This window comes from Streptomyces sp. NPDC007907 (genome assembly GCF_042959365.1).
In the GTDB taxonomy this organism is placed as follows: domain Bacteria; phylum Actinomycetota; class Actinomycetes; order Streptomycetales; family Streptomycetaceae; genus Streptomyces; species Streptomyces indiaensis.
Map to the genome: position 1 here is coordinate 778,477 of NZ_JBIBKR010000005.1, position 23,190 is coordinate 801,666.

13 protein-coding genes, 1 tRNA gene and 1 riboswitch are annotated in these 23,190 nt (G+C 72.7%); of the genes, 7 read left to right on the forward strand and 7 right to left on the reverse strand.

The features are described from left to right. Positions 1-39 precede the first annotated feature (39 nt). Positions 40-113, forward strand: a tRNA-Met gene (locus ACFZDI_RS24415). 298 nt (positions 114-411) lie between these two features. Further along, positions 412-568, forward strand: a riboswitch (cyclic di-AMP (ydaO/yuaA leader). An 11-nt stretch (positions 569-579) separates the two neighbouring features. Further along, positions 580-1,620 (forward strand): peptidoglycan DD-metalloendopeptidase family protein, encoded by a 1,041-nt coding sequence (locus ACFZDI_RS24420; RefSeq protein WP_391253196.1) that lies wholly within the window; start codon positions 580-582, stop codon positions 1,618-1,620. Between the two features lie 222 nt (positions 1,621-1,842). Here the strand turns inward: ACFZDI_RS24420 and ACFZDI_RS24425 are convergent, their stop codons facing one another. The 4 genes from ACFZDI_RS24425 to ACFZDI_RS24440 all read right to left on the reverse strand — a co-directional run bounded on the left by ACFZDI_RS24425 (position 1,843) and on the right by ACFZDI_RS24440 (position 7,056). Continuing rightward, positions 1,843-3,216, reverse strand: coding sequence for a PrsW family glutamic-type intramembrane protease (locus ACFZDI_RS24425; protein WP_391253198.1), 1,374 nt, complete (start codon positions 3,214-3,216; stop codon positions 1,843-1,845). A gap of 59 nt (positions 3,217-3,275) precedes the next feature. Further along, positions 3,276-4,115 (reverse strand): tRNA (guanosine(46)-N7)-methyltransferase TrmB, encoded by an 840-nt coding sequence (trmB, locus tag ACFZDI_RS24430; RefSeq protein WP_391253199.1) that lies wholly within the window; start codon positions 4,113-4,115, stop codon positions 3,276-3,278. 171 nt (positions 4,116-4,286) lie between these two features. After that, entirely contained in the window at positions 4,287-5,492 is a 1,206-nt protein-coding gene (gene lhgO / locus ACFZDI_RS24435; protein ID WP_234849417.1) for an L-2-hydroxyglutarate oxidase, read from the reverse strand. Positions 5,493-5,631: 139 nt separating this feature from the next. Continuing rightward, a complete protein-coding gene (locus ACFZDI_RS24440) occupies positions 5,632-7,056 on the reverse strand; it encodes a hypothetical protein (protein ID WP_053669959.1) in 1,425 nt (474 codons plus the stop codon). A gap of 919 nt (positions 7,057-7,975) precedes the next feature. On the opposite strand from ACFZDI_RS24440, the gene ACFZDI_RS24445 reads away from it, so the two are divergent. Both ACFZDI_RS24445 and ACFZDI_RS24450 read left to right on the forward strand, forming a co-directional pair. After that, positions 7,976-10,093, forward strand: a complete 2,118-nt coding sequence (locus tag ACFZDI_RS24445; RefSeq protein ID WP_391253200.1) for an asparagine synthase-related protein — start codon at positions 7,976-7,978, stop codon at positions 10,091-10,093. A gap of 515 nt (positions 10,094-10,608) precedes the next feature. Then, positions 10,609-13,902, forward strand: a complete 3,294-nt coding sequence (locus ACFZDI_RS24450; protein ID WP_391253201.1) for a BTAD domain-containing putative transcriptional regulator — start codon at positions 10,609-10,611, stop codon at positions 13,900-13,902. Between the two features lie 12 nt (positions 13,903-13,914). Here ACFZDI_RS24450 and ACFZDI_RS24455 read toward each other — a convergent pair whose 3' ends face one another. Both ACFZDI_RS24455 and ACFZDI_RS24460 read right to left on the reverse strand, forming a co-directional pair. Next, the gene (locus ACFZDI_RS24455; protein ID WP_391253202.1) at positions 13,915-15,960 is read right to left on the reverse strand and encodes a sigma-70 family RNA polymerase sigma factor; all 2,046 of its coding nucleotides are present in this window, start codon (positions 15,958-15,960) and stop codon (positions 13,915-13,917) included. A 269-nt stretch (positions 15,961-16,229) separates the two neighbouring features. Then, positions 16,230-16,997, reverse strand: a complete 768-nt coding sequence (locus ACFZDI_RS24460) for a helix-turn-helix domain-containing protein (RefSeq protein WP_361122628.1) — start codon at positions 16,995-16,997, stop codon at positions 16,230-16,232. 371 nt (positions 16,998-17,368) lie between these two features. Here ACFZDI_RS24460 and ACFZDI_RS24465 point away from each other — a divergent pair, with 371 nt between their 5' ends. Beyond that, positions 17,369-18,748, forward strand: coding sequence for an FAD-dependent oxidoreductase (locus tag ACFZDI_RS24465; RefSeq protein WP_391253203.1), 1,380 nt, complete (start codon positions 17,369-17,371; stop codon positions 18,746-18,748). A gap of 174 nt (positions 18,749-18,922) precedes the next feature. Next, positions 18,923-20,590 carry a SpoIIE family protein phosphatase gene (locus tag ACFZDI_RS24470; protein WP_234850739.1) on the forward strand — a complete coding sequence of 556 codons (1,668 nt, stop codon included), beginning with the start codon at positions 18,923-18,925 and terminating at the stop codon, positions 20,588-20,590. Positions 20,591-20,603: 13 nt separating this feature from the next. Here the strand turns inward: ACFZDI_RS24470 and ACFZDI_RS24475 are convergent, their stop codons facing one another. After that, positions 20,604-21,866, reverse strand: coding sequence for an MFS transporter (locus ACFZDI_RS24475; protein ID WP_391253244.1), 1,263 nt, complete (start codon positions 21,864-21,866; stop codon positions 20,604-20,606). 122 nt (positions 21,867-21,988) lie between these two features. Between ACFZDI_RS24475 and ACFZDI_RS24480 the strand changes: the two genes are divergently transcribed. Beyond that, positions 21,989-22,537 (forward strand): MarR family winged helix-turn-helix transcriptional regulator, encoded by a 549-nt coding sequence (locus ACFZDI_RS24480; RefSeq protein ID WP_234850738.1) that lies wholly within the window; start codon positions 21,989-21,991, stop codon positions 22,535-22,537. Positions 22,538-23,190 lie beyond the last annotated feature (653 nt).

Below are 23,190 nucleotides of genomic sequence, written 5' to 3' on the forward strand. Positions count from 1 at the left end.
AGCGGTCCCGCGGATGGCGTACACTGGTGAACACAACGACGCGGGGTGGAGCAGCTCGGTAGCTCGCTGGGCTCATAACCCAGAGGTCGCAGGTTCAAATCCTGTCCCCGCTACTGAAGGCCGAGGGCCGGAATCCGAAAGGGTTCCGGCCCTCGGTGCTTTCCCGGTGTCCACCCCGTGGCTCGCTACGGTCGGTGAGCGAACCGTCCCGTTCCGCATAACATCTGACACACCGTCAAAAACGTTCAGTCACCTGCATGATGGTCAACTCGCCCGATTTGAACCGGTCATGGCAGGTAAGTCCGCGCGAAAAAGGCTAATGATCAAGCGGAACCGCTGGAATACCCCCCGCGCCTCCATTAACGTTCGATAACGCAGCGCGGTCGTCCCAGCCGTCACAGAAGGCGGCTCCGTGCGCACGCGCCGAATCCCGCAAGGGAACCGGGGAACCACCACTTGGGGTGAATCGGGCGGATACCACCGTGGAAGCACGGCAGGTATACGCGCGTAGGAGACCTTCCTGCTCCGAACCCGTCAGCTAACCCGGTAGGCGAGAAGGAAGGAAAGGAGTACGCCCACGTGGCGTCCAACCGGCCTGCCCCCACGGCCCCGTACGCGCCGAAGCGCGACACCGACACCTTCGGCTACGGCGGTCAGCGCACCGACGAGGGCCCGTTCCAGGAGTGGAACCCCACCGAGGAGTCCATCCGTCCCGTCCGCGGCCGGCATCGCGTCACCAAGCAGCGCGGCGGAGGTCTCGCCCGCAGCTCCACCGTCCTGGGCGTCGGCGTCATAGCTGCCGTGGGTGCCGGCGGCATCGCCAGTGCCCAGACCGGCAAGCCCCCGGTGTCCATCTCCGTTCCGGACCTGCCCTCGGTGGGTTCCCTCATTTCGGACGACGACACCCCCGAAGGTTCCGCCACCCCGCTCAGCAGCCTCGGCACCGCCACGGCGGACACCGCGCAGGACACGTCCGGCGCCCGTGCCGGGGCCGGTGACGCGCTGCGCGCTCGGATCATGGCGCAGGTCGAGCACCAGCAGGAGCAGATCGAGACCAAGGCCGCCGAGGACGCCGCGGCCGCCGCCGAGAAGGCGGCCAAGGAGGCGGTCGCCAAGGCGGAGCAGGAAGCCAAGGCCAAGGCCGCCGAGGCGAAGAGGAAGGCGGAGGAGGAGGCCAGGAAGAAGGCCGAGGCCGAGCGGCTCGCCGCCCTCGCCAAGCAGTTCACGCTGCCGATCTCCTCGTACACCCTCACCTCGACGTTCGGCCAGGCCGGCGCCTACTGGTCCTCCGGCTACCACACCGGCCTCGACTTCGCCGCCCCCACGGGCACGCCGATCAAGGCCGTGCACAGCGGCACGATCACCGAGGCGGGCTGGAACGGCTCGTACGGCTACAAGACCGTCCTCACCCTCGATGACGGCACCGAGATCTGGTACGCGCACCAGTCCTCCATCGGCGTCAGCGTCGGCCAGAAGGTCAGCACCGGCGACGTGATCGGCCGCGTGGGCGCCACCGGCAACGTCACCGGCGCGCACCTGCACCTCGAAGTCCACTCCGGCGGATCCGCGAGCGGCATCGACCCGATGGCGTGGCTGCGCGGCAAGGGACTGAACCCGTAAGCGGTACGCCCCCTTTGCAGCACCCCGACCGAAAACCGGCGGCCCTGACGACGACCCCCCGACGTCAGGGCCGCCGGTCTTCGGTCGCGGTGTTCACGGGAGTTCTGCGTCCGTAGCGGCTACGGCGTCAGCTGCCAGGCCGTGGTCAGGGCAGGCCCTGGAACCGGTAGGGGCTGTACGCGGGCTACGGCGTCGACCGCCGGGCCTCCCTCCGGGGTTGCCCTAGGAGCGGTACGGGTTGTACGCCGGGTACGGCGTCGGTCGGGTCGGCTGGTGGGCGTAGCCGTAGCCGTAGCCGTGTCCGTACACGCCGTGGACCGGCCAGGGCGGGGCCACCACCGGGACCGGAGGGGCGGTGATCCGCGCCGCGTGGTCCAGCGCGGGGCGGGACACCTCCCGGCGCCGCCACAGTTCGCCGAGCAGCTCCCCCTCCCGTACGGCGAAGTCCGGCCGGACGCCGCCCCGCCGGGCCCGGTGCCGCAGGAACGCCAGGGACGTCGCGTACGCCTCGTAGCGGGCCACCTCCCGGGCCGCCGCCCTGCCGAGGTGGCGGCGGGCGTACTGGCGGGCGATCCGCCGGGCCCGCATGGAGCCGAGCGCGTACGGCTCGGCCGGGGTCAGCCAGCCGGCCACGGCGTAGGCGGGCAGTTCCGCCCGGACGGTCTTCAGCTCCCGCTGCCGCGTCCAGATCACCAGCCACGTCAGCAGCCCGAAGATGGGCACCATGAACGCCGCGTACACGGCGAAGAAGCCGTACTCGCCGAACGCCGACGAGCCGTTCCACATCGCGTGCATGCCCATTGCGAGCAGCAACCCGGACAGCGGGAAGACGATCCGGCGCACGGGCCGGCGGGCCGTCGAGAGCGCGGAGATGCCGAAGCCGATGCCGGTGAGGACCGTGAACAGCGGATGCGCGAACGGCGACATGATGATGCGCACGAAGAAGGTCGCCGCCGTGACGGAGGCGATGCCGCTGTGGCCGGTCAGCTGGTCGGTGCCGAAGGCGGTGCCCAGATAGAGGATGTTCTCGGTGAAGGCGAAGCCGGTGGCGGTCACGCCGGCTACGACGACGCCGTCGACGATGCCGGTGAAGTCGCGACGCCGGAAGAGGAAGACCAGGAGCACGGCCGCCGCCTTGGCCGACTCCTCGACCACCGGCGCTATCACCGTCGCGCCGAGGGTGTCCGCGCTGGACGGGTCCGCCGTCGCCGTCGCTATCCATCTCGTCGCGAAGCTGTTGGCGACGATCGCTATCAGCGCCGCCGCGCAGGCGCCCCAGGCGAAGCAGAACACCAGGTTCCGCCAGGGGCCGGGTTCGACCCTGTCCAGCCAGCGGAACGCGGCTATCAGCAGGGGCACCGGCAGGACGGCCAGCCCCAGCCCGACCAGGAACCCCTCCGTGCCGGTCTCCTCACGGACCAGGGCGAGGATGACCAGGCCGGACATCGCGAGGAGCGTGCTCAGCGCGCCGTAGCGCACCCACGTGCGCTGCCACCAGTGGGCGTGTCGCAGGGAGCCGGGTGTGCCCGGGCCGGCGAAGGGGACGCCGTCGGCGGGACCGCTCGGGTACGACGGGTGCGGGAGGCTGGTGGCCACGGGATTGACCCTAACGACGGATGGGCGCTGTCCGCAGGCGGGAGAGGTGCCAGGGGTGGTCAGGCGCCGGAGGGGGGCTGGTCCACGTGCTGTACGCGGCGGAAGAGGAGGTCGTTCACGACATGTCCCTTGTCCAGTCCCTGGCCCTCGAAACGGGTCAGCGGACGGAAGTCGGGACGCGGCGCGAAACCACCGTCCGCCTGTGTGTTCTCGAAGTCGGGGTGGGCGGTGAGGACCTCGAGCATCTGCTCCGCGTACGGCTCCCAGTCGGTGGCGCAGTGGAGGAGCGCGCCGGGCCGGAGGCGGGGGGCGGCCAGGGTGAGGAAGTCCGGCTGGATGATCCGGCGCTTGTGGTGCCGCTTCTTGGGCCAGGGGTCGGGGAAGTAGACGCGCAGGCCGTCGAGGGCGTCCGGGGCGAGCATCTCGCGCAGCAGGATGATCGCGTCGCCGTTGCCGACGCGGATGTTGGACAGGCCGTTGCGGTCGGCGAGATTGAGCAGGTTGCCCTGGCCGGGGGTGTGGACGTCGACGGCGAGGATGTTCGTGGCGGGGTCGGCGGCGGCCATCTGGGCGGTGGCCTCGCCCATGCCGAAGCCGATCTCCAGGACGACGGGGTTGTCGTTGCCGAACAGCTCGTGCAGGTCGAGGATCCGGCCGCCGTCGATGTCGAGGCCCCACTTGGGCCACAGGCGCTGCAGCGCGTCCGCCTGACCGGCGGTGACACGGCTGCGCCGCGGCTGGAAACTCCGGATCCGCCGCTCGAAGTGCGAACCGGCGGGGTCGGCCTTCGGACCGTCGGGGAAGCGCGGCTCTCCCTTGGCCCGGGTACCGCGGACGGAGGCACCGGGGGCGTGCGGGTGCGGGCTCTGGACGTCGGGGGTGTTGGCGGACTCAGACACAGTGCCTCTGATTTTACGGCTGAGGTGTGACACGGACGCGGCGGTGGTGGGTCGCGGGTGCGATCCACCTCGAGCGAAGCCGAGAGCTCGGGGGAGGGTGGGCGCAGCGGCACCCCGCTCCGCCGGGTTGCTGACCCACCCGGCATCGGCACCGCCGCCGGTTCCGACGGCTCACAGCGCGCTCAACGCCCTCCGTGCCACCTCCCGCCCGATCGGCAGAGAAGCCGTGGCCGCGGGCGACGGCGCATTGAGGACATGGACGGTCCTGGCGCCCTCGCGGATCAGGAAGTCGTCGACCAGGGTTCCGTCCCGCAGAACCGCCTGTGCGCGCACCCCCGCCGCCGTCGGCACCAGATCGTCCTCGGACACCCCGGGCAGCAGCCTGCCCACCGCCTGGGTGAACGCCCTCTTGGAGAGGGATCGCCGCAGCTCACCCGCCCCGTACCGCCAGTGCCTGCGGGCTATCCGCCAGGAGCCGGGCCAGGTCAGGGTCGAGCCCAGCTCGCGCGGTCTCACCGTGCTCCACCGGTATCCCTCGCGGGCCAGGGCCGGCACCGCGTTGGGCCCGACGTGGACACCCCCGTCGATGCCCCGCGTGAGATGCACGCCGAGGAACGGGAACGCCGGGTCGGGCACGGGGTAGACCAGGCCGCGCACCAGCTCCGGCCGGGCCAGTTCGTAGTACTCGCCCCGGAACGGCACGATCCGGACGTCGGGGTCGTCCCCGGTGAGCCGGGCGATCTCGTCGCACTGCAGCCCCGCGCAGTTCACCAGGACCCGCCCGCGTACGACGTCCCCCGCGGCCGTGAGCACGGCGACCCCGCGCTCGGGGCGCCGGTCGACCCGCACCACCCGGGTGCCGTAGCGGATCTCCGCGCCCGAGCCGTGGGCCAGCCGGCGGGCGACCGCGACGAAGTCGCAGATGCCGGTCGTGCCGACGTGGATCGCGGCCAGGCCGCGGACCTCCGGCTCGTACTCGGCGATCTGGGACGCGCCCAGTTCTCGGACGGGGATGCCGTTCTCCCGGCCGCGCTGCACGAGCGCGTGCAGGCGGGGCAGCTCCGCGCGGTCGGTGGCGACGATCAGCTTGCCGGTGACCGCGTGCGGGATGCCGTACTCGGCGCAGAACTTGACCATCTCCGCCGCGCCCCGGACCGCGTAGCGCGCCTTGAGGGAGCCGGGGCGGTAGTAGATGCCGCTGTGGATGACGCCGCTGTTGCGGCCGGTCTGGTGGCGGGCCGGGCCCGGTTCCTTCTCCAGGACGGTGACACGTGTGCCCGGGGCGGCGCGGGTGATCGCGTAGGCCGTCGACAGACCGACGATGCCGCCGCCGATCACCAGCACGTCGCAGTCGTACGCCGTCCGCACCTGCACCACCTCCCGCTACCGATAGTGCACTGCGCCACTGACAGCACCCTCAAACGCCGGGAGCACCATCGTCTCCGGGGGCGCGGGGAACCGCGCGATCAGCCACGACCGGCCCGCGGGCACGGGATCCCGGCGACCCGGCACCCGCTCAGGCCGGAGCCATCAGCAGCGGTCGCGCACGCTCACGGAGCTCGACCACCCGTGGCTCGTCGCCGTACGGCTCCAGCCGGTGCAGGAGATCCTTCACGTACTCGGTGGTGCGGGCCGAGGAGATCCGCCCGGCGACCTCCACCGCCCGCACCCCCTGCTCGCACGCCGCGTCGAGGTTTCCCGACTCCAGTTCGGCGACCGCGGAGACGACCAGGCGCAGGCCGTGCGAGCGGACGAACTCCTCGGTCGGCTTCGACAGGGCCTGTTCGGTGAAGCGGCGCACCTGGCGGGGTGCCTTGAGGTCGCGGTAGCACTCGGCCGCGTCGGCGGCGAACCGGTCGTAGGAGTAGAAGCCGAGCCAGCTCGGGTCGTTGTCACCGGGCCGGGCCCGCTCCAGCCAGCTCTCGGCCGCCTTCAGGGCGCCGCCGGCCGCCTGGGCGTCGTTCGCGCGGGCGTGCGCGCGTGCCTCGACGAGGCGGAAGAAGCTCATGGTGCGGGCCGTCGCCAGTCCGCGGTTGCGTTCCAGGGCGGCCTGCGCGAGGTCCACGCCCTCGTCGCCGAAGCCGCGGTAGGTGGCCTGGAGGGACATGGTGGCCAGAACGTAGCCCCCGAGGGGGACGTCCGCCGCCGCCCGGGCCAGTCGCAGGGCCTGGATGTAGTAGCGCTGGGCCGCTTCCTGCTGGCCCGTGTCGAAGGCCATCCAGCCGGCGAGGCGGGTGAGTTCCGCGGAGGCGCCGAAGAGGGCCCGGCCTACCTCGTCGGAGTAGGAGCCGAGCAGCAGGGGGGCCGCCTCCACCCTTAAGCACTCGGGGACCATGGACGAACGCCAGTCCCCGCCGCCGTACTTGGAGTCCCAGCGCCGCGCGTCCTCGGCGGCCTCGCGCAGCTTCTGCACGTCGCTGTGGCCGACTTTGAGCGGTGCGCCGGAGCCCTCGCCGGGGCCCACGTCACGCGCGACCGAACTGTCGGCCGGGGTTATCAGCCACCGTGAGGCGGGCGTTGCGTATGCGCTCACTGCGAACGATCCGGCGAGCGACTGCCAGATGCCGCCGGAGCCGGCCCGGCGGCCTGCGAGGTCGAGGCGGTACAGGTCGGTCGCGGAGCGCACCGCCTGGCCCACGTCCCGGGGGAAGGCGAGGCCGACCTCGGGTGCGGGGTCCGCGTCCGCGAGGCCGATCTCGTGCAGCGGCACCGGGCGGCCGAGCTTCTGGCCGATGGCGGCGGCGATGAGGTGCGGGGCGGCGCCCTGCGGCACCATGCCCTTCGACACCCAGCGCGCCACCGACGTCTTGTCGTAGCGAAGCGTCAGGCCGCGCTGGGCGCCAAGGTCGTTGACGCGCCGGGCGAGGCCCGCGTTGGAAATTCCCGCGAGGGCGAGAACGGCGCCGAGTTTTTCGTTCGGCCCGCGTTGCTCCCTGGACATGCGCCACCCCTCGACACAGACGGCTGCCGCACTGGCATAACCACGCGGCATTCGTAAACCCAGCGTAGTTCGCCGCATCCCAAGCGTTAAGGGGCATTGTTCCGGTTGGCGGGATTGTGGTCCGTACTGAAGTGCGGTTCAGATACGGGCTGTTGCGACGTGCTCCCGGTGTGTGGCCGTGCGCCTGCCCGTGCGCTCTTCTCCGGCCATCGCGGGAGCGGTTCCATGGTCGTTGCGTGGGTCGGCCCGCTGTACTGGATCCAGTGGGCTGGGGGACACCGCCGCCTACATCCCCGCGGGCGGCGGAACGGTCCGGGAGGCGTGCTCCGTCTCCCGGACTGCGCGACCGGGTGACAAGGTGCCGATCCTGTACGGAGCGTGTTCGAAGCTGCGTGCGTGACAGCGATTTGACTGAAAACCGACCCTGCCGGTCGCCGGGTATCAGCACTCCGACCACGGCAGTTGAGGGCGCTCAGGGCGCGATCGGGGCGCGTTGCGGGGGCGCATTCGTGTCGCAGTCGTACTGCAGACATGTCGCTGGCGTGCCTTGATTCTTCGCCGCTTCTCGGTTTTCCCGCGACTCGCCTTTCGTGCGGGTGGTTCGGTGGCTTCGCCGGCCGGTCGTGCGTGCGGTCGCCCGTGCGGTCCCCTTCGGCCCCCTTCGGTCCTCCGTGTGCGGTCTTCCGTGCGGTCTTTCGTCCGGTCTTCCGGTGTGCGTCGTGGATTCGTACGGCTTTCCGCCCGGATCTTCTTGTGGCAAGCGGGTGTTCGGGGTGTTCGCGGCGGTGCGGACGGCTCCGCCGGGGCGCATTCAGCGGAGCGCAAGCGGCGTCGGCAGCCTCTGGAACGCTTCCTTCATGGCAGCATGGTGAACCGGTTCGTGCGGTGCACTGGTTGTCCACAGCCTGTGGAGGCGGCGATGCGGTGGTTGGTGGGATGGAGCAGCACCGCCGCGGGAGCCGTCGCTGCCGGTTCGGCGGGGGCCACCGGCAGCGAGGGTGAGACGTTGCACCCGGTGGGGTCCCAACTCCTGTGGGGCGACCCCGATCCCCTGTGGGCGGTCGGCGACTGGCGCCCCGATGAGGTGCGCGTCGTGAAGGCCGACGACCGGACCAGGATCGCCGTCCTCGGCATCTGCGGCGCCACCGACGAGCAGTTGCGCGTCGCGCTGTTCGCCGCGCGCGGCGGCGCGCTTCGGCATCTGACCGCCTGGCCGGGCAGCTACACCGCGATCGTCCAGGTCGGCAGGCGGATCACCGTCTGCGGTGATCTCGCGGGCGCGCGGCCGGTGTTCCACACGCCCTGGGCGGGCGGCACGGCGTACGCGACCGCCGCGCTGCCGCTGGCCGACCTCATCGAGGCCAACCTCGACTTCGGGCACCTGGCCGCGCTGCTGGCGGCGCCCGATGTGCCTGCCGCGCTGCACGACTCCACCCCGTACGACGGCGTGAAGCGCATTCCGCCCGGGCATGCCCTCATCCTGCGCGCCGGGGCGCGCGAGATCGCCGGGTACGAGCCGGTCGCCTCGCTGGCCGTGGCGGCGCCCCCGGCCGATCCCGACAGCGCTGTCGACGCGGTGCGCGACGCGCTCGTGGAAGCCGTGCGGACGCGGCTGTCCGCGCCGCGGCACGTCCCCGGTGCTGACATAGACCCCGGGCCCGTCCCCGGGATGGGACCCGCCGAGCGGCGTGCCGCGCGCGGGATGCCGGTGCCGGGGATCGGCGCGGACCTGTCCGGCGGGCCCGCCTCCGGGGCGCTGGCGCTGCTGGCCGCGGGCCTGCCCGGGATGCCCGGCACCGTGCTGGGGCACGGCACGGGCGCGGGGGAGCGGCTGCTGGCCGTCACGTTCAACGACCTCGCCGTCCCGGGCCGCGAGGCCGAACTGGAGCGGGCGGGCGCCCTGGCCGCGAACCCGCGGCTGCACCACGTCGTCGTGGCGGGCGACGAGGGGACCCTGCCGTACGCCGACCTGGACGGACCCCTGACGGACGAACCCGGGCCGTGCCTGGTGTCCGCGGCGCGCCATCGGGCCCGGCTGGCGGCGGGCAGTGCCGACCATTTCACGGGTTACGGCGCGCGCCAGGTCCTGGACGCCCATCCCGCACGCCTGGCCGACCTTCTGATGGACCGCCGGCGGCGGCATCTCGTGCGGCCGGTCGCGGCGCTGGCCAAGGCCGACGGGTCGGTGCTGGTGCCCGCGCGCGTGTACGCGGCGGCGCGGCGGTTGTCCCGCATGCCGTACCGGTCGGGCCTGGAGACCCTCGCCGAGCGTCTGCTCGACCCCCGCAACGACGACGGGCTCGACGCGCCCGGGGGTGCGCTGGACGCCTCGCTCGCCGCGCTGACCTGGGGAAGACCCGGGCCGGCGGCGCGCTGGCTGACCGGTGAGGCACTGGCTGAAGTATCGGTTCGTCTTCAGGCGTCGACCCACCGGTCGGAGCTGGTCGGGCCGGGACAGCGGCCGGGAGACTTCCGCGCGCGTGCGTCGCTGGCGCGGCACGCAGCGGACCTGCGGGTGCTGGAACAGGCGGCGGAGGTCCGTTTCCAGCGGCTGCACGCGCCGTTCCTCGACAACCAGGTCGTCCGCGCGGCCCGCGCCCTGCCCGAGGCGCTGCGCGTGCGGCCCGGGGCGCGGGCGGCGATCCTGCGCACGGTGCTGGAAGGGGCCGGGGTCCGGGAACTGCCGCCCGGCTGGGGCGCCCCGACCCAGGCGACGGCGGCGGCCGCGGAGCGTACGGGGCTGCGCGTGGCGGCGGACTCCCTGGTCGCCCTGTTCGACACCCCGCTGCTGGCGGAGGCGGGGCTGGTCGAGGCCCGCGTGGTCCGCAAGGCGCTGCGCGGCGCGGCGGCGGGCGAACCCCTCCCCCTGGACGGCCTCGCGGACCTGGTCTCCCTGGAACTGTGGCTGCGCCGCCTTCTCGCCCGCCGCGGCACCTGCTGGACCGGCACACCGGCCCGCCAACGCGCCGTCCCGTCGGGCATCGCCCCACAGCGCGGCGCGTTGGGGGCGGGGGCCGGTGGGGGGCGTCGCGTGTAGCGGTTGTGGGTTGTGCGGGTGCCTGCGCTTGACGCCGGGGGTGGGTCGCGGTCGCGTCGCGTGTAGCGGTTGTGGGTTGTCCGGGTGCCTGCGCTTGACACCGGGGGTGGGTCGCGGTCGCGTCGCGTGTAGCGGTTATGGGTTGTGCGGGTGCCTGCGCCTGACACCGGGTGGTGGGTCCCTGCCGCGCCGTACGTCTGCGCCTGACGCCGGGTGCGGGTCGGGGCCGCGTCGGGGGGTGTCCGTCCTCGGAACGGCGCGATGGGCTTGCACACCGACTGACTGTTCGTTGACGCGCCAACCGCTGCGGGCGGACACCCCCCGACACGTCCCCTTGCGTACGACGGCGGCTGCGGGTGCGTCGTGGCTCGCCCTGGCTGCGGGCATGTGTGCCGCTGGGGGAGCGGACCCACCCGGCCCCAGCAATACCGCCGAGAACCTGCCCACAAGGCCCCGGGCAGCCCCCGCACCGAAAACCCTCCGACCCTCGACCCCACCCCGGCGACAATGACCCGGTGCGGTACAGAATTCTGGGCGTCACCACGGCAGAGGACGAGCACGGCACGGTCGTACCCGTCGGCGGCCCCCGGCTCCGCGCGCTGCTCACCGCCCTCGCCCTGCGCCCCTCCCGGATCGTCACCCCCAGGACGCTGATCGACGAGGTCTGGGCGGAGGACCCGCCCCAGGACGCCCTGGCCGCGCTCCAGGCCCTCGTCGGCCGGCTCCGCAGGGCCCTCGGCAAGGACGCCGTCACCTCCGAGACCGGCGGCTACCGACTCGCCGCCACCGGGGACGACATCGACCTCCACGTCTTCGAACGGCTGGTCCGGCAGGGCACCGACGCCCTCGCCGGCGACGACCCCGCGCGAGCGGAACGGCACCTCGATGCCGCCCTCGCCCTCTGGCACGGCCCCGCCCTCGCCGATCTCCCCGACCGCTCCGCCGCCGCCCGCCCGGAGGCCAGGCGTCTGGAGGCGAGCCGGGCCAGGGCGGAGGCCCGGCTACGGCTCGGCCGCGCCCCGGACGTCGTACCGGAACTGCGGGAACTGACCGCCGTACATCCCTACGACGAGCCGCTGCACGCCCTCCTCATCCGCGCCCTGCGCGACAGCGGGCGGGACGCCGACGCGCTCGCCGCGTACGAGAGCGTGCGCCGGGCCCTGGCCGAAGGCCTCGGGACCGACCCCGGGCCAGACCTGCGCGCCCTGCACGCCGACCTGCTCGACTCCGCCCCGAGGCAGGAGAAACCGCCGCCCGCTCGGCCGCAGCGCGAGCGCACCCGCCCCGGGACCATCCGCCCCCGGCTGACCTCCTTCGTCGGCCGGGAACCCGAGATCGACGCCATCCGTTCCGACCTGCACAGGGCCCGCCTCGTCACCCTCACCGGACCGGGCGGCTCCGGAAAGACCCGCCTCGCCGAGGAAGCCGCCGCCGGGCTCCCGCAGGCACGGCTGGCCGAGCTCGCCCCGCTCGACCGGCCGGAGGCGGTGCCGGGAGCGGTGGTCAGTGCGCTCGGTCTGCGCGAGACCGTGCTGATGACCAGCGAGCTCACCGCCGTGCAGGACGACCCCGTCGGGCTGCTCGTCGAGTTCTGTGCGTCGCGCGACCTCCTGCTGATCCTTGACAACTGCGAACACGTCATCGGTGCCGCCGCCCACCTGGCGGAGACCCTGCTGACCCGCTGCCCGGCGCTGACGATCCTGGCCACCAGCCGTGAACCCCTGGCTGTGCCGGGCGAGGTGGTCCGTCCGGTCGAGCCCCTGCGCCCCGACCACGCCCGCCGGCTGTTCGCAGAGCGCGCCGCCGCCGTCCGTCCCGACGCGCAGGCCGTGCTCCGCGACGAGCAGGCGGTGGCGGAGATCTGCCGACGGCTGGACGGGCTGCCGCTCGCCATCGAGCTGGCGGCGGCCAGGCTGCGGCTGCTCACCCCCCGGCAGATCGCCGACCGCCTCGACGACCGCTTCCGCCTCCTCACCTCCGGCAGCCGTACGGTCCTCCCCCGCCAGCAGACCCTGCGTGCCGTCGTCGACTGGTCGTGGGACCTGCTCGACGACGCCGAGCGGACGATGCTGCGCGAGGTGTCCGTGTTCGCGGGCGGCTGGGACCTCGGGGCGGCCGAGGCCGTGTGCTCCGGGCCCGCCGCCGAGCTGATCGGGGCCCTCGTCGACAAGTCCCTCGTCGTGGCGACGCCCGGCGCGGACGACGACGCCCCCGGCATGCGGTACCGGATGCTGGAGACCATCCACGAGTACGCCGTCGAGCGCGCCGCCGACGACCCGCAGCTGCGCGCCGCCGCCGAGCGACGGCACCGCGCGTGGGCGCGTGCGCTCGCCGAGCGGGCCGATCCGCAGCTGCGCTCCGCCGCGCAATTGCCCTGGATCTCCCGCCTGGAGACCGAGCTGGACAACATCCGTGCGGCCCTCGACCGGGCCCTCGCCGCCGGGGACGAGGCGGAGGCCGCCGCCCTCGCCGTGGCCATGGGCTGGTTCTGGTGGCTGCGCAACTATCGCCACGAGGGCGTGGAGTGGCTCGAACGGACGCTGAAGCTGGGCGCGACCCCGGACACGACGGGCCGTGTGACGCCCGGCGGCCGGCCGGAATCGCCCGGCCACGTCGACCCCTTCCTCACACCGCCGGACGGGGAGGCGGGACATCCGCTGCACGCCCTGCGGATGGACGTGCGCCTGCTGCATCTGTTCTTCATGACCGAAGTGGCCCCCATGGAGACGTTCGTCGCCGAAAGGCTGCCGTACATGGAGCGGGTGTGGGCCCACTACACGGAAGGCGGCCCGCACGCGGCCCGCATCCCGGGGCTCGTCTGCCCGATCCTCTCCTCCTACCTGGGCGACCAGCGCGAGGTCCGGACCGTCCTGGACGCGGCCGTCGCCAACTGCCGTGCGTACGGCGGTGACTGGGAGGTCTCCGTCGCCCTGATGTTCCGCGCGCACACGGTCGTCGACGGGCCCGGAAGCCTGGAGGGCGTCGACGACGACCTCGCGGAACTGCGGGTCCTCAGCCGCCGCGCCGGTGACCGCTGGCTGCGCGCCCAGGTGTGCAGCGCGGCCGGCGAGGCCGCCATGGTGCGCAGCCGTTTCGAGGAGGCCAAGGGGGAGTACGAGGAGGCGCTCCGGCTCGCCTACGAGGTGGGCGCCCACGCCGAATCGCCGTTCCTCATCGCCCGGCTCGCCGAGATCGCCTACCGTGCGGGCGACCGGCCGGCCGCACGGTCCGCGCTGGACGAGGCCACCGCCGCCGCCGAGCGGTACGGCGTACGGGACTCCAAGGCGTACATCCTGCTGATGCGCACCCAGATGGCCTTCGAGGACGGGCACACCGGCCGGGCGCGCGCGTGGTGGGAGGAGGCGCTCGCCAACACCGCGCCCGGTACACCGCCCCCGCAGTTCATGGTGATGCTGCGCCTGCTGGACGCGGCGATCAGCGCGAAGGAGTCCGGGCCGCGCTCCGGCTTGGCCAAGGCCACCGAAGCCCTGCGCGAGGCGGTGGAGAAGCGGTGCTCGGACGTCGTCCGGGCGACGGTCGTGGACGGCGCGGCGGGGCTGCTGGCCGACCTCGGCGACTTCCCGCGCGCGGCCCGGCTGCTCGGCACCGGTGACCACTGGCGGTCCGGCCGCCCGCGCTCCGTCCCGGAGATCCCCCCGGCGGAACGCGCCGAGGCCGCTGCCCGTGCCGCCCTGGGCCGTGCCCGCTGGGAGGCGGAGCGTGCCCGGGGCGCGGCCCTCACCGCGGACGACGTCCTGCGCGAGCTGGACGAGGCGTGCGTCGTGTACGCCGTCGACCGGGTGACGTGAACCGCCCTGCGGTCAGCCGCAGGTGAACCCGGACTCCGCCCACTCCACCGGCATCAGGTTGTCGAGGACGCTGCGCGGCTCCGCCACGAGCCGGACCGTGCCGCGTCCGGTGAGGTTCACGTGGACGGGCACGGCCGCGTCGCCGCCCTCCATCAGCGGGGACCGCCACAGCCTGGTCCCGTCGGCGTACACGGAGAAGCGCACCGCGCCGAGTTTCGGCGTCATGTCGTCCACTGCCACGCGTGCGTCGTACGACGAGCAGGAGCGGTTGAGGTCGATGGTGACGGACGAGCGGCCGTGCACGGTGACGCCGTGGACGTACCGCTCGCCACCGACCCGCAGGCCGGACCGCTTCCCGACCCAGCTGCTCGACCCGATCCGCATCTCGGGCTTCGTGCCGTCGCCGTTGACGTCGTACGACAGCCCGCTCCACCGGTAGACGGCCGGGGCGGGCGGGGACGGAGAGGGAGTGGGTGTAGGTGTGCCGTCGGGCGACGGTGTCGGCTCGGGGGACGCGGGCGGACCGGACGTCCGGGTGGGAGCCGGGGAGGGTGTCGTCGGGTCCGGGCCCTTGCTCGGCGTGGTGACGGTCGCCCGTGTCGGTGTCGGTGTCGGTGTGGGCGTGAGTGTGGGTGTTCCGGCGCGCGGCGGCACGAGCCCCGCGGGGCCCGGGCGCGGCCCGGACGCGGGCGGGGAGGGGGACGGCGTGGGCTTACCGGGGCGCACCACCGACGACGGGGGAGGAGACGCGGGGTCGGCCTTGGCCTCGGCCTTCGGCTTGTCGTTGCCGGCCAGTGCCATCACCACCGCGGCTACGACCCCGACGGCGACCACCCCGGCCGCGATACCGGCCTTCACCGGCGCCCCGATCCCCTCGGAGGCCACCGCACCGCCCCCGCCTCCGGCCGCACCGCCGCCCGCCGCACCACTACCGGCCGCACTGCCACTCGCGGCGGCCGTTCCACCGGACGTTGCACCGGCCGCCCCAGCGGCCGAGCCCCCGGAAGCCGCTGCCGCCCCCGCCGCACCGGCCGCTCCCGTGCCCCCGGCGACGAGCCCGGCGACCTTGGCGTAACCGGCGGCGCCGAACCAGCCGATGACGGCGACCGGCACGACGGCCGGGATACCGCCGGCGACCTCTTCGATCTGCAGCGCCGCCAGACGGCACTTCGCGCATTCCTCCAGGTGCTTGCGCAGCCCCCGCTCGGCCCGGGTGCGCAGCCGCCCGCGGGCGTACGTGCCGAGTTGGTCGGCGTAGCGGGCGCACTCCTCGTCACCGGTGAGCGTGGCGCTGACGTGGGCCTGGAGGTAGGCCTGCTTGAGGCCCTCGCGGGCCCGGCTGGCGAGGACGCGTGTGCCGTTGGCGTCCAGACCGAACAGCGTGGCGACCTCGCTCGGGGACTCGTCCTCGACCTCGGTGTGCCACAGCACGGCCTGCCAGCGCTCCGGCAGCGACCGGAACGCCCGCATGGCCATGGACTGCTCGGCCTCGTGCATCGCCCGTACGTCCGCGCCCTGTTCGCGTGTGTCGTCGCCGGACACGTCGGGCCCGTGCGCGGACTGGGCGGCGAACACGGCGAAGTCGTCGACGAGCTGTTCGCGCCGTGCCGACCTCGTCCAGGCAGCGGCGATGCGCCGGACGGAGGTGAGCAGGTAGGCGCGGACGGCGTGCGTGGGACCGGCGCCGCCGCGCACGGCCTGGAGCATCCGGGCGAAGACCTCGGCGGTCAGGTCGTCCGCGGTGTGGGCGTCGCGGCAGCAGGTGCGCGCGTAACGGCGCACGGCTTGCGCATGGCGCCGGTACAGCTCCTCGTACGCCGTGTCGTCCCCCGCGCGCATCCGGTCGATGAGGCCGGCGTCGGAGGGTGGCGGCTCGGACGGCGGGGCGCCGTCCTCACGTCCGTTGCGCTGGGCCGGGACCGAAACGTCGGCCGGGTGCCCGGCGGGCGGCACGCTCGCACGTCCGCCCTGAGGCGGCACCTGCGGCGGGGCCGGGTCGCCGGCCGCGGCGTCGCGGTGTCCTCCGCCGCTCGACTCGTCCTGCCCGTCAACGCTCATCGCGGCAAGCCCCCGGCAGCCGCTCCATCCGTCCAAACCACCGGGTCAGCGTGCCATAGGGATTTCCGGTCAGAACCCCTGAAGTTCGGATGATCACTCATCCGTGGGGACTTGCCGCACGGCAGTACTGGCCGTCACCCGTTCGGGGAAGGCTCGAAGGAACCTTTCTCTCCAGGAGGCGGTAGCCCGGACCGGGCCCGGACGTCCCGTCCGAGCCCGGAAACCTCTCCGGCCAGGGCTCGCCCGCCCCGGATCACGGCCCCGACGGCTCACGCCGGTCGCGAGCGCAGCCCCTCCAGCAGGATGTCCAGCAGCCGTGCCGACGCGGCCGCCTGGTGGGCCGCGTCCGGCAGCGAGGGCGCGGCCGTGGCGATCACGAGCAGCACGTCCGACACCGACACGTCGGCCCGCAGTTCACCGGCCGCACGCGCCCGCTCCACGAGCCGGCCCACGACCTCCAGCAGCGCCGCCGTCCCGGCGTCGTCCTCGGCCGCGACCGCCGGCACCGAGGCGACCGCGACGGGCTGGTCGGGCACCAGTCGCAGCTCCGTCGTGGCCGGCTGGGTCCGCTGCTGCGGCACCCGCGGTTCACCGGCGCCGTCCTCGACCGAGACCCGCAGCACCTGCGGCGGCAGCAGCCGCCCCGCGCCGGAGGCCACCGACGTCCGCAGGAAGCGCGACAGCGCCGACCACGGCTCGTCCTCCTGCCCGAGCGCCGCCCGCGCCTGGTCGGTGAGCCGGGAGGTCTCCTCCTCGGCTATCCGCCGCACCAGGACGTCCTTGCTCGGGAACCGCCGGTACACCGTGCCCACGCCGACCCGCGCGCGCCGCGCCACGTCCTCCATCGGCGCGCCGTACCCCAGCTCGCCGAAGACCTCACGCGCCGCGCGCAGCACGTGCTCCAGATTGCGCTGAGCGTCCACGCGCAGCGGCGTCGTCCGCGATCCGTCGCGTCCGCCGCCCGTCGTCGCACTCATCGTCATGCCGCCCGCCGCCACTGCGGACGCGGGCGACCAATGAGAGTCCTGAACATGCATAAGCATTCCCCCGGTAATGACGTCTCCCCCCGGAGACTCCCCGCCATTCGATGCCGGGACGCGGGAACCGGCCCGCCCGAGGCCCGCCCGTCGCGGACCCGGTGAGCGCTTCCCCCTACACCCCGTCGACACACGAACATAGTTGAGAGGGAGTCAATTCAGAAGGGGCAGGTTCCGCACGGAGCGCCCACCGATCGGAGTACGGGCCGCATACGTCCCGAATGTGCCCCCGCGCGCCCCCTGCGCCGCCCCTTCTGACCTGCGCGAATGCCTCGCAGGTCGTGAATCCGGCCAACTCCGCGCGCTCTCCCGCTCCGGTCACACAATTCGTCGAGGCTGTGGACAAACGCAAGCGACGGGTGCGTCATGGGATGGTGAAGGAACGTGCGCGCATTCTCGTTGTCGGTGGCGGCTACGTCGGGATGTACACGGCCCTGCGCCTGCAGCGCAGACTGAAACGGGAGCTGGACCGGGGCGAGGTGGAGATCACCGTCGTCACCCCCGACCCGTACATGACCTACCAGCCGTTCCTCCCCGAGGCCGCCGCGGGCGCGATCTCCCCCCGGCACGTCGTCGTACCGCTGCGCCGCGTCCTCGACCGGTGCCGGATCCTGATCGGCGAGGCAACCGCCGTCGACCACGCGAAACGCACCGCCACCGTCACCACCCTCGCCACGGAGGAGGAGGGCACGGGCGGGCAGCGGCTGTCCTACGACGAGCTCGTCCTCGCCCTCGGTTCGGTCTCGCGCACCCTGCCGGTCCCGGGCCTGGCCGACCACGGCATCGGCTTCAAGACGGTCGAGGAGGCCATCGGCCTGCGCAACCACGTCATCGAGCAGATGGACATCGCCTCCTCCACCCGCGACCCTGCGATCCGCGACGCGGCCCTCACCTTCGTCTTCGTCGGCGGCGGCTTCGCGGGCGTGGAGGCACTCGGCGAACTGGAGGACATGGCCCGCTACGCCACGCGGTACTACCACAACGTCCAGCCCGAGGACATGAAGTGGATCCTCGTCGAGGCCTCCGAGCGGATCCTGCCCGAGGTCGGCGAGGAGATGGGCCGCTACACCGTCACCGAGCTGCGCCGCCGCAACATCGACGTCCGCCTCGAGACCCGCCTGGAGTCCTGCGCCGACCGGGTCGCCGTCCTCAGCGACGGCGCCCGCTTCCCCACCCGTACGGTCGTCTGGACGGCGGGCGTGAAACCCCACCCGGTGCTCGCCGCGTCCGACCTGCCCCGCAACGGCCGCGGTCGCCTGACGTGCACGGCGGAACTGTCGGTCGACGGCGCACCACATGCGTGGGCCGCGGGAGACGCCGCCGCAGTCCCCGACGTCACAGCCGGAGAGCCGGGCCGTGAGTGCGCCCCCAACGCCCAGCACGCGGTCCGCCAGGCCAAGGTCCTCGCCGACAACATCGTGCACTCCCTGCGCGGCGAACCGCTGGAGACGTACGAGCACGCCTACGCCGGCTCGGTCGCCTCCCTGGGCCTGCACAAGGGGGTCGCCCACGTCTACGGACGCAAACTCAAGGGTTACCCCGCCTGGTTCATGCACCGCGCCTACCACCTCAGCCGCGTGCCCACCTTCAACCGCAAGGCGCGGGTGCTGGCCGAATGGACCCTGGCCGGCCTGTTCAAACGGGAGATCGTCTCCCTGGGTTCACTCGAACACCCCCGGGCGGAGTTCGAACTCGCGGCCGGTGGAAAGCCTTCTCTCGACCCCCCGCCGAACCCGAAGGGGTCGTCCTGACCGGACCCAGGAACTCCTGCGGTCGGCCCGGCGTCTGACGGATGTCGGTCCGGTCCGCGCCCTGCCAGACTGGTCCACCACCGCGGGCTCGCCACCACGCGCCCCGGTGCGGGCCCCTCGGGGCCCCGGCCGGTTCCGGTGCCGGCCGCCGCCCACTACACGAGGCAAGGATTCGTGAACTTCACGCGCTGGAGCGCCCGGCTCCCCGGAACGCAGCGCCGCGCCGCAGCGCGGACCGAGCAGACGGCCTCCCCGGATTGGCGGGGGGACGGCTCCGTACCCGCCGCCCGCGCCGAACAACTGACCGACGAGGCACCGTCCGTTCCCGCCGTCGACGACCTGCGGGTGCGCGAGGTCCTCGACCGCGTCCCCTCCCTCGTCGCCCTGGTCCACGGCCCCGAGCACCGCATCGCCTACGTCAACGACGCCTACACGAGCGCCTTCGGCATCCGCCCTCTGGGCGAACGCGCCCGCGAGGCCCTCCCCGAGCTGGACGCCCTCGGCCTGTTCCCCCTCCTGGACCAGGTCCAGCGCAGCGGCAAGCCGCGTACGGTCAAGTCCCGCAAGGCCCCCGACGGCCGCTCCTACACCTTCACCTGCACCCCGGTCGCCCAGGGCGACGGCAAGGGCGGCAGCGACGGCCGCGGCGTCCTCGTCTTCGCCACCGACGTCACCGACCACGCCGAAGCCGCCGAGCGCCTGCGCGCCAGCGAGCGCCGCCAGCGCGAAACGGCCGTCACCCTCCAGCGCTCCCTGCTTCCCCAGGAGCTCGAACAGCCGGACGACCTGCGCATCGCCGCCACCTACCACCCCGGCGGCACGGAAGCCGCGGTCGGCGGCGACTGGTACGACGTCATCACTCTGGGCGGCGGCCGCACGGCCCTGGTGATCGGAGACGTCATGGGCAGGGGCGTCCGGGCGGCGGCCGTCATGGGCCAGCTCCGCACGGCGGTCCGCGCCTACGCCCGCCTCGACCTCCCCCCGCACGAGGTCCTCCAGCTCCTGGACGGCCTGGCCGCCGAGATCGACGCCAACCAGATCGCCACGTGCGCGTACGCCATCCACGACCCCAACGAGGGCAAGCTGATCTACTCCTCGGCGGGCCACCTCCCGATCCTCGTCCGGGACGAGAAGGGCACGGTCCTGCGCGCCGAGGAACCCACCGGCCCCCCGCTCGGCACCGGCGGCTGGATGCACGCCTCGGGCTCGATCCCCCTCGCCCCCGGCTCCACGGCCGTCCTCTACACGGACGGCCTGGTCGAGCGGCGCGACGCGGACCTGGACGAGGGCATCGCCGCCCTGGAACGCGCCCTGGCCGGCGCCACCGGAACTCCCCAGGTCGTCTGCGACCGCCTGGTCCGCTCCGCGGGAGTGACCCCCGACCATGACGACGACGTGGCCGTCCTGGTCCTCCAGCACCCCGCCCGCACCGGCCCGGACAGCGAGCTCTTCCGCAACGCCGCCCTTGAACTGCTGGGCGGTGTCGAAGCGGCCCCCCGCGCGCGTGCCTTCGCCTCCGGTGTCCTGACCAGCTGGCGCTTCCCCGCCGACCTGCACGACCTGGGCGTCCTGGCCACCAGCGAACTGGTCGCCAACTCCCTCCAGCACGGCACCCCGCCGATGCGTCTGCGCCTGCGCCGCACGGACAGACGGCTGATCATCGAGGTCACCGACGGCGACGACCACCTTCCCAGACGCCGCCGCGCGGAACCGGGCGACGAATCGGGCCGTGGCATCGCCATCGTCGCCACGATCGCGTCGAACTGGGGCTGCCGCCGTACTCCCGGCGGCGGCAAGGCGGTCTGGTGTGAGTTCGCCCTGCCGCGCACGCAGGTCACATAAGAAGGGACCGGGATCAGACGTCCGTGGAAACGGGTGCCCCACCCCGCGCCACGACCCGGCTCTTCGCGAGCCACGGCTGGTCCTGCACCTCGGTCAGCCGCCGCCCCAACCGCACGGCCAGGACGGTGATCCCCAGCGAGAACACCAGGAACGCCACGATGTACGGCGCGTGCAGTGAGGCACCCAGCGGCCCGCCCACCGCAGGCCCGACGGCCAGCGCCAGCTGCTTGACCAGGGCGAACGCGGAGTTGTACTGCCCGGCCATGCCCTCCGGCGCGAGATCCGCGACCAGCGGCGCCACGGTCGGCGACAGCATCGCCTCACCCAGCCCGAACAGCGCGTACGTCGAGACGAACGCGGCCGTCGCCATCTCCTGGCTCCCGTGCCCGAGCCCCGCGTACCCGGCGACGGCCCACGCCACGGCCCAGATCAGCCCGACAGCGGCGATCACCCGCGAGCGACGGCGCCGCTCCACGAACCGCAGCACGGCGAACTGCGCGACGACGATCATCAGCGTGTTGGCGGCCAGCGCGGTCCCGAGCGCGGACGTCGAGATACCGGCGGCCTCGACCCCGTACGCGCTCAGCCCCGACTCGAACTGCCCGTAGCAGGCGAAGAACAGCACGAAGCCCAGCACGCACAGCTGCACCATGGCCCGGTTGCCCAGCAACTGCTTCCAGCTGCCCCGCCCGGCCGCGGGCGCGTCCTCGATCCGCGGCGCGTGCGGCATCCGCACGGTCGTCATCACCACGGCCAGCAGCAGGAACATCGCCGCCTCGATCGCGAACAGCAGAGTGAAGGACGCGGCGCTGGTGGTGTCGACCAGATGCCCGCCGATGAGGCCGCCGACGCCGAGCCCCAGGTTCTGCAGGAAGAACTGCATGGCGAAGGCACGCGACCGCGTCTCCGCGGACGAGCAGTCGACGATCATCGTCGCGAGCGCCGGCTGCATCACTGCCTGCCCGGCCCCCAGCAGGGAGGCCGACACCAGCACGGCCGCCGCGCTGCCGGCGATCCCCAGACTGAGCGCACCCAGAGCGGCGGTGACCAGGGCGGCGAGCAGCACCGGCAGCGGGCCGCGCCGGACGATGGCCCGCCCGGCGAACGGCAGCACGATCAGCGCGGCCACAGCGAAGACGGCGAGTACGAGACCCGCCGTCATGGCTCCCAGCCCTCGCACCTGCGCCACGTAGACGTACAGGTACGGGACCGTGAAGCCGAGCCCGAACGCGCTGAGTGCGTTCCCCACGTGAATCCGGCGCATCGCTGCGCCCATCGCCCTGGTCACGTTCACCTCTCTCACAAGTTAGGAGTGAAGACTTCGAAACTAAAGTTCGAAGCTAAAGAGTACATACCCAAGGACTTCAAGGCAAAGAAGGGGCGTGCGATACTGCGCACATGGGCGACACCGCCGGCCCCAGCGAGCCGACCCTCGAAGAGCAGATCGCCGCGTACCAGCGCGAGTTCCAGGACCTCGACCCCCAGGTCGAGCAGATCGTCTCGGCGCTCTCCCGTCTGAACCGCCGTATGAACGTCGCCTACGGACGGCAGACCTCGGCCCTCGGCATCAGCAACGCGGAGTGGGAGGTCCTCAAGGCCCTCGTCCTCTCCGGAGCTCCCTACCGCCTGGGCCCCAGCGACCTCGCCAAGCGCCTCGGCCTCACCCCGGCCGCGATGACCCACCGGATCGACCGCATGGTCGCCGAATCCCTGGTGACCCGTGAGCGAGACGAGTCGAACCGCGTACGCGTCATCGTGGAACTGACATCCGAGGGGCGAGAGAAGTGGCTGGAGGCGATGCGCATGGCGACGGTCTTCGAGGAGGACCTCCTCCAGGACCTGTCACCGGACGAGCGCACGGCGCTGGGCGAGGTGCTCACGCGCCTGCTGCGCAGGGTCGAGCACGCACAGCCGGACGCCGGCGGTCGCCTCACCGACCTGGACTGACACCCGGTCCGAAAAGATCTTGACAGGGGCGCTTGACACCCCCCTGGCGGATCCGTAGAGTTCTTCGGGTTGCCGCCGAGCCGTAACGGTTCTTCGGCAACACTTCCGCCGCAGCAGCGGCACTCCAACCACCAGCTCGACCTCCCGACAGGGTTGATTTCGGCACGCCCGAATTCAATTCGAATTGGGACTCGATGATCTGATCGACTCCAACGGCGTCGATTTGGGAATCGCCGAGAGGACGCGCTAAGGTTGGGCACGTCGGAACGGCCCAACAGCCGCAAAGACAAACCCCGCTGACCGGGGATCAGGCCCGAAAGGATCTGATAGAGTCGGAACCGCCGGAAAGGGAAACGCGGAAGCGGGAACCTGGAAAGCACCGAGGAAATCGGATCGGAAAGATCTGATAGAGTCGGAAACGCAAGACCGAAGGGAAGCGCCCGGAGGAAAGCCCGAGAGGGTGAGTACAAAGGAAGCGGCCGTTCCTTGAGAACTCAACAGCGTGCCAAAAGTCAACGCCAGATATGTTGATACCCCGTCCATCGGACAACCGATGGTCGAGGTTCCTTTGAAATAACACAGCGAGGACGCTGTGAACGGTCGGGCCTATTCCGCCTGACTGTTCCGCTCTCGTGGTGTTCATCCCGATTACG

What these genes read in the sequence shown, in the direction of transcription:
- ACFZDI_RS24460 (WP_361122628.1), bottom strand. Translation starts at nt 16,997, where the DNA reads ATGCATGTTCAGGACTCTCATTGGTCGCCCGCGTCCGCAGTGGCGGCG.
- ACFZDI_RS24445 (WP_391253200.1), top strand. Translation starts at nt 7,976, where the DNA reads ATGCGGTGGTTGGTGGGATGGAGCAGCACCGCCGCGGGAGCCGTCGCT.
- ACFZDI_RS24475 (WP_391253244.1), bottom strand. Translation starts at nt 21,866, where the DNA reads ATGGGCGCAGCGATGCGCCGGATTCACGTGGGGAACGCACTCAGCGCG.
- ACFZDI_RS24440 (WP_053669959.1), bottom strand. Translation starts at nt 7,056, where the DNA reads ATGTCCAGGGAGCAACGCGGGCCGAACGAAAAACTCGGCGCCGTTCTC.
- ACFZDI_RS24465 (WP_391253203.1), top strand. Translation starts at nt 17,369, where the DNA reads ATGGTGAAGGAACGTGCGCGCATTCTCGTTGTCGGTGGCGGCTACGTC.
- ACFZDI_RS24455 (WP_391253202.1), bottom strand. Translation starts at nt 15,960, where the DNA reads ATGAGCGTTGACGGGCAGGACGAGTCGAGCGGCGGAGGACACCGCGAC.
- ACFZDI_RS24480 (WP_234850738.1), top strand. Translation starts at nt 21,989, where the DNA reads ATGGGCGACACCGCCGGCCCCAGCGAGCCGACCCTCGAAGAGCAGATC.